The 13,437-nt window shown below is 59.2% G+C and carries 7 protein-coding genes; all 7 read left to right on the top strand.

The window, feature by feature from the left end:
• The first annotated feature begins 25 nt into the window (after window positions 1-25).
• The 7 genes from EXY20_RS09460 to EXY20_RS09430 all read left to right on the top strand — a co-directional run bounded on the left by EXY20_RS09460 (window position 26) and on the right by EXY20_RS09430 (window position 12,949).
• Window positions 26-1,645: a response regulator transcription factor gene (locus tag EXY20_RS09460; RefSeq protein ID WP_167859115.1), complete on the top strand. Its 1,620-nt coding sequence runs from the start codon at window positions 26-28 to the stop codon at window positions 1,643-1,645.
• Window positions 1,646-1,785: 140 nt separating this feature from the next.
• Window positions 1,786-2,736 (top strand): ABC transporter permease, encoded by a 951-nt coding sequence (locus EXY20_RS09455; protein ID WP_407944904.1) that lies wholly within the window; start codon window positions 1,786-1,788, stop codon window positions 2,734-2,736.
• An 11-nt stretch (window positions 2,737-2,747) separates the two neighbouring features.
• On the top strand, window positions 2,748-3,665 hold the full coding sequence (locus EXY20_RS09450; protein WP_135550133.1) for a carbohydrate ABC transporter permease: 918 nt from the start codon (window positions 2,748-2,750) through the stop codon (window positions 3,663-3,665).
• A 62-nt stretch (window positions 3,666-3,727) separates the two neighbouring features.
• Window positions 3,728-5,293, top strand: a complete 1,566-nt coding sequence (locus EXY20_RS09445; protein ID WP_135550131.1) for an ABC transporter substrate-binding protein — start codon at window positions 3,728-3,730, stop codon at window positions 5,291-5,293.
• 217 nt (window positions 5,294-5,510) lie between these two features.
• Window positions 5,511-6,158, top strand: coding sequence for a hypothetical protein (locus EXY20_RS09440; RefSeq protein ID WP_135550129.1), 648 nt, complete (start codon window positions 5,511-5,513; stop codon window positions 6,156-6,158).
• A gap of 34 nt (window positions 6,159-6,192) precedes the next feature.
• A complete protein-coding gene (locus EXY20_RS09435; RefSeq protein WP_167859114.1) occupies window positions 6,193-9,996 on the top strand; it encodes a sugar-binding protein in 3,804 nt (1,267 codons plus the stop codon).
• A 70-nt stretch (window positions 9,997-10,066) separates the two neighbouring features.
• Window positions 10,067-12,949, top strand: coding sequence for a golvesin C-terminal-like domain-containing protein (locus EXY20_RS09430; RefSeq protein WP_167859113.1), 2,883 nt, complete (start codon window positions 10,067-10,069; stop codon window positions 12,947-12,949).
• The last annotated feature ends 488 nt before the right edge of the window (window positions 12,950-13,437 follow it).

Raw genomic sequence — 13,437 nt, 5'->3', positions numbered from 1 at the left:
CGGCAAGGAAGAGGAGGGGAGCTGCGTGCTGAAGCTGCTGATTGTCGATGACGAGCTGTATGCGATTCGTGCGATGCTGAAAGCGGTCGATTTTGCGGCGCTCGGATTTGCGGAAGTGTATACGGCGCTGGGAGCGAACGAGGCAAAGCAGAAGCTGCAGACGCACGCCGTCGACTTGATGATTTGCGATATCGAAATGCCGGGCACGAACGGACTGGAGCTGACCGAATGGGTGAACGACCATTTTCCCGACACCATAACGGTTTTTCTCACCGGCCACGCCGAGTTCTCCTATGCGCAGAAGGCCATCCGGCTCGGGAGCTTCGATTATTTGCTCAAGCCCGTCAAGACGGCGCAGCTGGAGGCGGTGCTGAAGCGGACGGCGGCGAAGATCGGGGAAGACAGGGAAGCGGAACAACTGGTCGAATCGGCAAAAAAATACCGCAGCATGTGGCAGCGGCAACGGGCGGTTGTCGTCGAGCGTTATTGGCAGCATCTGCTGTCGGGAAGAGCGGTGCCGTCCGGGCCGAGCTTGCAGGCCGTTCATTTGCCGCTTGAGCCGGGTTCGCCCGTGCTGCCGATTCTGATCAGCATCGAGCGGTGGCACAAGGAGTTTAGCCCGTACGATGAAGAAATACTGGAATATGCGCTTCGCAATGCGGCCAGCGAGCTGATGCTCGGCGAATGCAGGGGGGATATCGTCAAGGATGCGAACGGCATTCTGCTCGCGCTTGCATACGGAGTCGGCGATTGTCCGCTTGAGCCATGCGAGTTCGAGGACGCCTGCCGCTCCTTCATTGAAGCGAGCGGCCGCTACTTTTATTGCTCGGTTTCCTGCTACATCGGCGTCCGGACGACGGTCGTAGGGCTGACCGATGTTTATCATCGGCTCCTCGAGCTGGAGCAGAGCAACATCGCCCATAGCGGAACGGTCCAACGGTTGGATGAATCGCAAGTCAGCCCGGGCGCCGGAGCGAAAACGCCGATTGCCATCCCGTGGTCCGATTGGGTCGTGCTTTTCGAAACGGGAAACAAACGGGAGCTGCTGGGCCGCCTCGATCAATTGCTCGGCGAGCTCCAGGAAGCGCACGATCATGCCGAATCGGCCAGCGCGTTATATCACGCCTTGTTGTACATGATCTACCATGTTGCGCACAAGAACGGGCTGTCGGTGAAGGAGTGGGCGGGCTTGCGCGAACGCAGCGACGAGCAGGCGGCCATTCGCTCAATCGCTCATCTTCGCTCCTGGTCGGAATGGCTGATCGACGCCGCTTCGGACCATATGGAGCGGCAGCGCGGAGAAAGCTCGGCATTGATCGCGAAGACGAAAGCGTACATCAAGGCGAATTTGAAGGAGGTGACGCGCGAGAAGGCAGCCGCTTCCATTTATTTGAATCCGGCTTATCTTTCCCGCGTATTCAAGCGGGAGACCGGACAAGCGCTGATCGATTACATCATCCATGAGAAGATGGAGCGGGCCAAGCTGCTGCTTGCCGAAACGAACGATAAAATTACCGATATTTGCGAGGAGATCGGTTATGAGAATTATTCCCACTTCGGGCAGGCGTTCAAGAAGAAAGTCGGCATTGCGCCGCATGAGTTCCGGAAGCGATATCGGCAACTGGGGGAAAATAACGGAAGATAAGATCCGGCATGAGATGCCGGATCTTTTCGTCTTTATGGCAGTCACAAAATCGAGGAAACGGTCACGTTGCCCGATAGAAGAGTAAACCGTCCGCGATTTATACTGAATGCAGATCGAATACTTGAAGGGTGTGACAACGGTTGGATGCCATCAAGATCAAACCGCCGAACGCTGCGGCGCGGTTCCTGCGCAACGTCCGGAAGGACAAGGCGCTGCTGCTGCTGCTGCTGCCGGGTGTTCTTTACCTTATTCTGAACAACTATTTACCGATGTTCGGCATCCTGATCGCCTTCAAAAACGTCAACTACGCCCTGGGCATACTCGGGAGCAAGTGGGTCGGACTGAAAAACTTCGAGTTTCTGTTCCGGACGAAGGATGCCTGGCTGATTACGCGCAACACGGTCTTGTACAATGCGGCGTTCATTGCACTGAACCTCGTCGTTGCCGTCGCCGTCGCCATCGCGCTGAACGAGCTGCGGGCGAAGCTGATGGCCCGGTTCTATCAAAGCGTCATGTTTCTGCCGCACTTCCTCTCGATGATTGTCGTCGGCTACCTCGGTTACTCGCTGCTTAGCAGCGAATACGGGTTTATCAACCAATATATTCTTAAGCCGCTCGGGCAGGAGCCGATTTCCTGGTACAGCGAAGCGAAATACTGGCCGTATATTTTGCCGCTCGTCAACCTGTGGAAGCATGCCGGCTACTACAGCATCATCTACCTGGCGGCGATCATCGGTATCGACAACGAATATTACGAGGCGGCGCTCATCGACGGCGCAAGCAAACGCCAACAAATGATGCGGATTACGCTGCCGCTCATCAAGCCGGTCCTGATCGTGATGACGCTGCTGCAGATCGGCCATATTTTCAACTCCGATTTCGGCTTGTTTTACCAGGTGCCGCTCGATTCCGGCTCGTTATACCCGACGACGCAGGTGATCGACACGTATGTGTACCGCGCGCTGCTCAATCTCGGCGATATCGGCATGTCCTCGGCCGCAGGGCTATATCAGGCGGTTGTCGGCTTCGCGCTCGTTATTGCCACCAATTATATCGTTCGCAAAACCGATAAAGAAAACGCTTTGTTCTAGGGAGGCCGACTATGGAGACATACGCCAAAAAACGGGGGGATATCAATGCCATTGGGCCTTCCGCCGACTTCGCGCTGCATATCGTGTTCATCATTCTTTCGCTGGCCTGCCTGTTTCCGGTGCTGGTCGTGCTGAGCGTGTCGCTGACGGATCAGGATGCCGTCTATCGGCACGGCTACAGCATCATTCCGCAAGTGTTCAGCACGGCGGCGTACAGCTTCCTGTTCCGCGACGCGGGTCCGATCGTTCACGCATACGGCGTCTCGATCTTCGTCACCGTCGCCGGCACCGTCGCCGCGCTGGGCATGACGGCGCTGGTCGCCTATCCGCTTTCGCGGCCCGATTTCCGCTTTCGCGGGTTTTTCTCCTTCTTCGTGTTTTTTACGATGATTTTCGGCGGCGGGCTCGTCCCCTGGTATCTGGTTTACACGTACGTCTTCGACCTGCGCGACACGCTGCTGGCGTTGATCGTCCCGAATCATTTGCTGAGCGCGTTCTATGTGATCGTCATGCGCACCTTCTTTACGACCAACATTCATCCTTCGATTCTGGAATCGGCCAAAATCGACGGAGCCGGCGAGCTGCGCATCTTCGCGCGGATCGTACTGCCGCTGTCGCTTCCCGTGCTGTCGACGATCGGCCTGTTCTATACGCTCCGCTACTGGAACGACTGGTTCAACAGCCTGGTGTTCATCAACGACGAACAGTTGGTGAGCTTGCAATATTTGATGTACAAGGCGATGAAAAACCTGCAGTTTCTGAACGACTTGGCGGCGACCGCCGGCATGGGCGACCAGATCGCGAAGCTGCCGAACGAAACCGCGCGCATGGCGATGGCTATTATCGGGATGGGACCGATCGTGCTGGCCTATCCGTTCTTCCAGAAATATTTCGTCAAAGGGCTTACGGTTGGCGCCGTTAAAGGGTAGGCTGTATCCGGAGCATACTGCGCCGGTTAGCATATAAACGATGATGACGGAGGGGAAAACAAATGAGAGGATTACGCCCAACAAGACCTGCGCTTCTGGGTCTGGCGCTGGCCGCAAGTCTGGCGCTGAACGCATGCGGTTCGAGCGGCAACGGAGCGGGAGACGCCGCTTCGCCGAGCCCAAGCGCCGAGCCGAAGACGGAAGCGAGCAAGCAGCCCGAAGCGAGCAAGCTGGAGCCTTACAAGATCACGCTGTTCGTGCCGGGTGTGCCGCAGAAGGATCAAGCGCTCATCAACGAAGAAATCAGCAAGTATTTGCAAACCAAAATCAATGCTTCGCTCGACATGACCGTCTTCGACTGGGGCAGCTGGAAAGACAAAATGAATTTGAAATTCGCGTCCAATGAAGCATTCGACCTGATGTATACGGCAAGCTGGGACGGTTGGACGACCAAGGTGCAGAACGGCTCGGTCATTCCGCTCGACGATCTGATGAAGAAGTACGCGCAGGAAGCGATGGCCCAGCTCGACCCGATGGTGCTCGAGGGGATCAAGTTCAATGGCAAAACATACGGATTCCCGACCAACAAAGAATTCGCCGGCAATAAAGGCGTGCTGGTGCGCAAAGATTTGGTCGATAAATACAAATTTGATCTCGGCACGGTCAAGAAGCCCGAAGACCTGGAGCCTTTCTTCGAGGTCATCAAGAAGAACGAGCCCGGCATGACGCCGTTTCTGAGCGGCAAGGACGTTGGCCTCGATCTGGTGCTGATGGACAATTCCTTTGTCGGCTCGGGGTCGGTTGCCAAAAATCTCGGGCTGATGGACCACGACACAAAGGATCTCAAGGTTATTGACGCGTACAACGATTCCCGCTACATGGCTATATTGAAGCTGGCGCGCAAATGGTATACGGCCGGTTATATCAACAAGGACGCGCCGACGCTTGCGGATTTCACCGGAGCGTATCGGTCCGGCAAGGTGTTCGCATATCCGGAGTCGCTGAAGCCGGGCAAAGACGCCGAGGTGTCGCAGGCGACCGGTTTGCCGTGGGTGCAGGTCGAGTTCACGCGGCCGATCGTGTCGACGAGCAGCACGCTGGGCGCCATGCTGTCCGTCTCCCGCACGTCGAAGGACCCGGCGCGGGCGATGATGTTTCTCAATCTGCTGCATACGGACAAGAAGCTGGTCAACATGATCGCGTTCGGCATCGAAGGCAAGCATTATGTGAAGAAGGATGAGCAGACGATCGATTACCCGTCCGGGGTAACCTCCCAGACGTCCGGATATGCGCTCGGCGCCGCCTATATGTTCGGCAACCAGTTCAACAACTATCTGTGGGCGAACGAGGATCCGCAGAAATGGGACAAATTCAGGAAGTTCAACGCATCGGCCGAAAGCGCCAAAAGCATCGGGTTCAACTTCGATCCGGAAAAAGTCAAAAACGAAATCAGCGCCTACAACAACAAAGTGAAAGAATATTTGCCGGGTCTCATTACCGGAGCGGTCGATCCGGAGAAGTATTTGCCGGAAATGGTCAAAGAGCTGAAGGCGGCCGGCATGGATGCGATCAATGCCGAGGTTCAGCGGCAGCTGGACCAGTGGTCGGCTGCGGTTGGCAAGAAATAAGCGGATCGAAAGCGTTTGGCGGCTCCGGCAAGTTGCGGAGCCGCTTGTCCGTGAGCGGAAAGGATGGCCGCAGGCGGAACATTTCGCCTATGCCGGCGCCATGAAGTGACAAAATCGTATGGTTGCATCATGGAATCCTATAGATGACCGCCTCCCCCGTTTGCTAAAGTGGGAGGCGGTCCGGCGATCATGGCGCGGAGAAAGGAGGTGTCGGATCATGACTTTTTCGCGGACCGGCAAAACGGCGGCCGGTTGGGCCTTGTTCGCCGTCCTCGGCTTTGCGATTGCGTTTGGCGTCTCCGCAAGCAAGGCGCCGGGCAGCCGGGATGACAGCCGGGACGAAGCAACCGCCGCCGTCGCCACCGTCAACGGGGAACCGCTCGAGCTGCGGGAGTACAAGGCGATTGTGCGGACGGAACGGGCCGGCGTATTTGCCTATTTTCAGGGGAAATACGAGGCGGCGGACGACAAGGACTTCTGGACGCGATCGTATGCCGGCGAAACCCCGCTGGAGAAACTCAAGGAGGAGGCGCTGCGCACGGCGGTGGGCATCAAGACGCTGCAGCTGCTCGGCAAGGAGAACGGGCTGCTGGCCGATGCGAGCTATGCCGCTTTCCTGCAGGAGCTCCGCACCGAAAATGCAAGAAGAAAGGAGGAAATCGCGCACGGAAGGCCGATCTACGGACCGAAGCAATGGGAGGAAGCCGCCTACTACGAGCGGAAGCTGGCCGATCTTAGGCAGCAGCTCGGCAAGAAGCTGGGAGACGCGGCGTTCGCCCGGGTCGCGGAAGACGAGGCGAAGCGGGCGGAGGTGAACGTAAATGAGGCGTTGCTGCGAACTCTCGATGCGAAGCGGCTCTGGTAATGGCAGTTTATTACGAGCGGGAAGAGGTGTACGGATGAAGAAGCTGGTCAACATCGTGCTTGCGGCTGTTTTGGCGTTGTCGGTATGGATGCCGCTGTCGGGGCCGCCGGTAAACGCCGATTATGAAAGCGTTTACGCACAGGACTTCGAAACTATCGCCGTCGGACAAATGCCGGCAGGCTGGACGGCGAGCACCGGGGCGAATGCGGTGGCGGTGGCTGAATCGAGCGGCAACGGCAAATACATGGCGTCGACGGAAACGGCCAACTCGACGGCAAATACCGCCACCTACGCCTTTACGCCGTCGCTTGCGGGCACGGTTGCGGTCGAAATGCGCGTGCTCGCCAAGCAAACGAATGCGGAAGCTTATTTTCTGGTCCTGAAGGACGGCGCCGGCGACAAGGTGATCGAGCTGTTGTTCGACGGCAGCCATATTTCGCGGCGGATGGCCGGCAACACGAAGAGCTGGCTGCAGTCGTATACGGCGAATCAATGGTATCAGGTGAAAGCGGTCGTCGACCTTGCGGCGCACACGTATGACGTTTGGATAGACAGCGTGCAGGTCGTTTCCGCTGCGCCGCTGCTTGTGAACGCCGCCGCAATCGACATGTATTCTTTTTCGACCTACCGGTACCAGGCCGGCACGTTCTATGTCGACGATCTTGCCGTCTCCGCCGACAGCGGCGCGGAGCCTCCCGTCAACGCGGCGCCGACGGCGGGCAATGTCACTATCTCCGGTACGGCGGAAACCGGCCGCCTGCTGACCGGCACGTATACGTACGCCGACGCGGAAGCGGATGCGCAAGGGACGTCCGTGTTCCAATGGTACCGGGCGACGTTCGCGGACGGCTCGGACCGCACGGCTATCGCGGGCGCCACGGCGTTGAGCTACACCGTGACGAGGGAGGACGAAGGCCGCTATGTGCTGTTCGGGGTGACGCCGGTCGCGTCGACAGGCACCGCGCAAGGCGACGCCGCGTTCAGCGCGCCGGTGCGGGTGCTGACGACTACCTACCTGTCGGAGGACTTCCAGCTTACGACGACCGGACAAGTGCCGGCAGGCTGGACGGCCACAACCGGCGCGAATCTTGTTGCGGTCCAGGATGCGGGCGGCAACCGCTACTTGGCCACGACGGAAAACGCCAACAGCACGGCGAATACGGCGACCTACACGTTCGGCACCGCCATCGCCGCTTCGTTCACCGCGAATCTGCGCGTGTTTGCGGCGCAGACGAACGCCGAAGGGTATTTCCTGACGCTGAAGGACGGCACCGGCGACAAGGTGATCGAGCTGCTGTTCGACGGCAACAAGCTGTCGCGGCGGGTGGGAAGCAGCGGGAAAAGCACGCTGCTGAGCGGCTATGCGGCGAACCAATGGTACGACATTCGCGTCGATGCCGATATGGCGGCGCAAACGTACAGCGTATCGATCGACGGTACGCCGGTAGCGACGGCGACGGGCGTTTCGCTGCTGAAGACGGCGTCCGCCATCGCGAGCTATACGTTCGCCTCGTATCGCTACCAGTCCGGCACGTTCGGCGTCGATGACCTCGACATCCGCAGCACGGCGCCGCAGGATCCGGTAAACGAGCCGCCGACGGCGGACAATGTCGGCATTACCGGAACGGCCGCCGTCGGTCAGACGCTGACGGGCGTTTACACGTACCAGGATGCGGAAGCGGACGCGGAAGGCGCAAGCAGCTTCCAATGGTACCGGGCAACGCTGCCCGACGGTTCGAATCGGACGGCGATTGCGGGGGAGACGTCGCTTGCGCATGTTGTCGCTTCGGCCGATGCGGGGCATTATGTGCTGTTCGAGGTGACGCCGGTCGCCGCAGCCGGCACGACGGCGGGTTCGGCCGTCCTGAGCGCTCCGGTTTTCATCGGCGTCCCGGCGGGCACGGTCAACGGCAGCGAAGTGGCCTTCGACGCGAACGGCCGGTTTATCGATGACGCCAGCGGGCTGTCGCACGCGTTCAGCTATCGTGCCGTCACGGCTTCCGCGGGCAGCATAATCGGAATCGGCGGCGAGCTGGCGTATTATACGTCGAGCGCGTTCAAGCGAGTGGCGATTGACGTCACCTACAACAAGTGGGCGTTAACGTTCGCCGCGCCGGACGAACTGCAGGCGTATGCCGCAACGTTCGACAGTCCGAGCGGCACCTTTACGGGCAGCGTGCCGATCACGCTTGTGCGCAAGCTGAGCCCCGATCTGATGAGCGGCGTGCAGAACGTGAAAGCGACCTACGAGTCGGCCGCGCTGCCGTCCGGAACGCAGTACATTCGCATCCTGCTGCCGGCCGCCGGTTATTTCGGCAGCACCGGCGCGGCAGCCGATTTTCGCATCGACACCGTCACGCTGGACAGCGCCTCCTCCGAAACGCCGGGCTACGACGGCTATATCGTCGACCGGGCGGCCGACTTCTCCCGGTTCGCCGCGGGGACCGGCACCGCCAATTTGCAGGCGGTCACCCTGGATCCGGCAACGAGTCTGTCCACGATCCGCACGTTCGGTACGACGACCTACTTCAAGCGGGTGGTATCGACAGCGGCTTCGGCGGAAATGATCTACCGGGCGCCGGAAGGGAAAGATTTCAAATCGGCCTATATGGAAGGCTACTACTACCAGAGCCTGCCGGGCAACGCCTTCGAAATCTGGACCTCCGCGGACGGAGTGACCTATACGCGTTATAATGCGGCAGGCATTTACAAGCATCCGGCGTTCGGCACCTCGGCGAACAACAGTATTCCCGACGTGCTGCAAGCCAACTATTTGCCGGACGGCGTCAAGTACATTCAAGTGAGACTGCCGGCGGTGTCCGGCGGCTTCCCGTACTTGACCAAGCTGGCGTTCGCCTATGGTCCGGAGGCGACAACGGCGCCGATCGACACCGATATCGTCATCCGTCAAGCAAGTCAGCCGATTGCGATCGACGGCGTCGTGGCCACCGATGGCTCCGGCAATCCGCTCGGCGAATGGGCCGGCAGCGAGCTGATCAAGATCGCCGGCGTCGTCGACAATGACGGCCAGCGGCACAGCGCCGACGTGTATATGAAATACGATGCCGAGCATCTGTATGTCGCCGCCAAGGTGAAGGATCCGACGCCGATGAAAAACGTCAGAACCGGCGCATCGATCTGGAATGGCGACGTGCTGGAGCTGTTTATCGGCGACGAGGACCTCGACTTCACGACGTATCCGGACCGAACCGGCACGATGCTGCCGAGCGACAGGCAAATCGTGCTTGGCAGCGGCGTCGACTACGGGTACCAGTCTTACCTGCAGACGAACGGCGTTAACACGTTCCCGACGATATTTATGGAAATCAAGCCGGACGCGGGCGGCAAAGGGTATGTGATGGAAGCGGCCATACCGCTTGCGGCGCTCGGTTTCGAGCGGCCTTGGGAGGGCGCGCCGCTGATCATGAACGCCGTGCTCAGCGACGGCGGTTATGCGAGCAGAGGGCAGTGGGGCTGGACGACGACCGGCGAAGCGAGCAAAAAGTCGCGCGGGCTGTGGGGCAATGCGGCGTTCGAGCTGACGAGCGCACCGTCGGCGGATCTGGCGGTGACGGCTTCCGTCAACAACGCCACGCAGCTGGTGACGGTGAGCGGTCAGACGTATGGCGCCACACATGCGTTCGTCGGCATGACCGTAACCAATCCGCAGGGCGTCGTCACCCATATCGACCAGACCGAATCGGACGGGTCCGGCCACTTCACATTCCAGTACTCGCTGCATGGCGATGCGTCCGATAACGGCACGTATACGGTCAGTGTCGGCGGCGAGGGCGTCGTGCTGCCGCAGACGGCGACGTTCACCTTCACGTACGAATAACCTATCAGCCCGACGGCCGACGATGCCGGCCCAATGCCACATGATCTTCCATACGATGAGGAGGGTAACGATGCAACGAAATCATTCGATGCGACTTGCGGTTTGCGCTTTGGTTTCCTTCGTGCTGTTTGCCGCCGTTTTCGTCGTGCCGCCCGCCGCGCGGGTCGCGGCGGCGAACACGACCTATTACGTCGATTCCGCAGACGGCAGCGACAGCAACGCCGGAACGAGCTCGGCCGCGCCGTGGAAGTCGATCGCCAAGGTGAACGCCAAAACGAATTACCAGCCCGGCGACCAGATTTTGTTCAAGGCCGGCGGCTCCTGGACGGGATCGGTCGCGATCCGCAACTCCGGCGCGTCAGGCAATCCGATCGTGATCGGCAGCTACGGAACGGGGCCGAAGCCGATTATTAACGCAAACGCGGCTTATGCCGCGATCAATCTCGAGAATGTGCAGTACATTACGCTGCAGGACCTCGAATTGACCAACTTCAAGGCGGCCGCTCCCGACGACTATTTGACCGGCTACTACCGCAGAAGCGGCATCTGGATCAAGGCGTTCCATCAGGGGCCGATGCATGACATCACGATCCGCAACATGGACATCCACGATGTGACCGGCATGTCCCTCAATGGAGAGACGACGGTGACGACGACGGACGGCAAGGACAAGGATGTGAACAAGAACGCCAACGCCGCGATCCAGATCAATGCCTGGGAATGGGAAACCGGCCAGCCGCTCGCCTATTTCGACAACCTGGTGATCGAGGACAACTACATTCACGACGTGTCGACGATGGGGATCAATATCAATGCGGCCTCAAGCGACAAAGCCTATTTTAACCGGAATGTCGTCATCAGCGGCAACACGATTCTCAACAATGGCGCCGATGCGATCTGCGTGGGCGTCACCAGCAATCCGCTGATCGAATACAACGTCAGTCTCGATGCGGGCGGATACGGCCACGGCTACAAATGGATCGCCGGCATGTGGGTATGGCGGACGGACGGCGCAACGTTCCAGCACAACGAAGTCGGCCGGGTGCATTACGAGGGGCTGAGCGGCGAGGCCGATTCGGCCGCGTTCGACACCGATATCGCCACTTCGGGCGACCATATTTACCAGTACAATTACTCCCATGACAACGAAGGCGGCTTCATCATGGATATGGGCCGTCTGCAGAACGGCTCCAACATTATCCGCTACAACATCAGCCAGAACGACAAGCACAACGGCAACAGCGGCATGACGATCAACACATCGGGCGATACGGGCCTCATTTACAACAACGTTTTCTACAATGACATCGGCACCGGCCTCACGATCCGCAACAATCCGAAGGTGACGTACACGAACAACATTTTTTATGTCACCGGCGGCGGGTCGGAACAATATCCCGCGCTGCCCAAATTTCACTATAACGCGTTCTACGGTCAGACGGCGCCCTTGCAAGGGGTGAAAAACATCGTCGGCGATCCCGGCTTCGTCGCTCCGGGCGAAGGCGCGGACGGCATCGGCACAGTGCTCGGCTACAAGCTGCGGGCGAATTCGCCGCTGCTCGGCGCCGGTACGTCCGTCGCCGCAAACGGCGGCCGCGATTTCTGGAACAACCCGCTCTACACCGGCACTCCCGATATCGGGGTGTTCGAGGATCCGACGAGCACGATCGACGATACCGTCGCTCCGGCTGCGCCGACGTCGCTCGCGGTTTCGGCGGTTACGGACGAATCGCTGAAGCTGACGTGGCAGGCGGCGGAAGGCGGCGTGCCGCTGGATGCGGATATTTACGACGCGGACACGGACGGCCTCATCGCCTCGGTCAAAGTCGCCAATGAATATACGGTGAGCGGGTTGACGCCGAATACGCTCTATTCCTTCTATGTCGTGGCGAAAGACCCGACGGGCAATGCCTCCTCCGGCAGCGCGACGGTGCAGGCGACGACCAACATTGCGGTCACCGTGGACAATGCGGCCGCTGCCGTAACGGGCAGCTGGACGGCGGCGACGGGCGGCTTCGCATACCAGAACGATTATGTGCGGATCGCCGCCGGCACGGGCGCCAATACCGTCACGTGGACGCCCAATCTGCCGGAAGCCGGCTATTATTCCGTCTACTATTATCTGCCGGACGGCTCGGTCTCCCGCGCCGGCAACGCCAAGTATACGGTAAGCGGCGCCGGCGGGACCAAAACGTACGCCGTCGACCAGCGGCCGACGGGAGGCGCATGGAAGCCGCTCGGCATTCACCGGTTCGCATCCGGAACGTCCGGTTCCGTGCAAGTGAGCGACAACGCCAACGGTGAAGTAGCGGCGGATGCGGTCAAATGGATTTATCACGAAGGGCTGGGGCTGGAGGATATCGTCGCGCTGGAGCTGGAGACGGAAAAACGTCAGCTGCGCTTGGGCGAATCGATGTCGTTTGCGGTGTACGGCGTCGATGCCGCGGGGAACCGCATCGATCTGACCGCGGACGGAGCAAGCATCGGGCTGGTCAGCGACCATCCGGCGGTTGCCGATCGTGTTGGAGGGCGGATCGAAGGCGAGGCGCAAGGGACGGCGCAGCTGACGGCGAGCTTCACCTATGGCGGCAACACGCTGACGAGCAACGCGGCCGAAGTGATCGTCGGCGAAGCCTTTATCGTCGAATCCCCGGTATTCACCGATGCGAGCGGGCAAGTCGTCAACTCGGCCGGACCGGGAGTCGTCACGGCTTCCGTCACCATCCTCAACTCGAGCGAAACGCATAAGCGGGCGGTGCTGGTGGCCGCCGTCTACACGCCGGACGGACTTGCGAGCTACTGGGCCCAGGAGGCGGTCATACAGAAATACGATAACAACACGCTGCAAGCGTCCGTCGCGGTACCGAATCAGCCGGGCAGCTATGTCAAAGTGTTCGTATGGGACAGCATGGCGTTCAAACGTCCTTTGACCGAATCGGCGGAGCTGCACTAGCTTGTTTGAGGGTCATTGACTGATTTGCTTATTTGAATGTAAATTAATAAACTAATATTGTAATAATAAGTAAATTTTAGTTTTTATTTCTTGGAATTCTAGCTTTGCAGCGGTTACTATTCACCGTCACCCTGCTCCTGAGACACGATTCCATGTAAAAAGCGGACGGAGATTCCGTTATGGCTCCAAAGTTGGCTGTTGAGCACCGTATAGTGGAAGGAGGTTCTGTTATGACGCCATCGTTACCTTTTGAGTACCCAATAGCGGAAAGAGATTCCGCTATTCCTCCAAAGTTGGCCTTCCAACACTCCTTAGTGGAAGTTCGTTCCGCTATTGCTCCACGGTGTCTTCGAGGCCCGGGACTATGCAGGCTGTGAATAGTAACTTGCAGCGGCGTTTCGGCGATCGTCGGACGAAATAAGGCCGATTCCAGCCTTACAGTAGGCTGGGACAGCTACCATTGCTTAACCTGACAACATTGCTGCCGC

It is taken from the genome of Paenibacillus cymbidii, assembly GCF_004764705.1.
GTDB classification, from domain to species: Bacteria; Bacillota; Bacilli; order Paenibacillales; family NBRC-103111; genus Paenibacillus_AN; species Paenibacillus_AN cymbidii.
Note: the sequence above shows the minus strand (reverse complement) of the source record. Positions and strands in the feature narration are given on the sequence as shown.

Coding starts and splice junctions, on each gene's coding strand:
- EXY20_RS09450 (WP_135550133.1), top strand. CDS start 2,748: ATGGAGACATACGCCAAAAAACGGGGGGATATCAATGCCATTGGGCCT.
- EXY20_RS09445 (WP_135550131.1), top strand. CDS start 3,728: ATGAGAGGATTACGCCCAACAAGACCTGCGCTTCTGGGTCTGGCGCTG.
- EXY20_RS09440 (WP_135550129.1), top strand. CDS start 5,511: ATGACTTTTTCGCGGACCGGCAAAACGGCGGCCGGTTGGGCCTTGTTC.
- EXY20_RS09435 (WP_167859114.1), top strand. CDS start 6,193: ATGAAGAAGCTGGTCAACATCGTGCTTGCGGCTGTTTTGGCGTTGTCG.
- EXY20_RS09430 (WP_167859113.1), top strand. CDS start 10,067: ATGCAACGAAATCATTCGATGCGACTTGCGGTTTGCGCTTTGGTTTCC.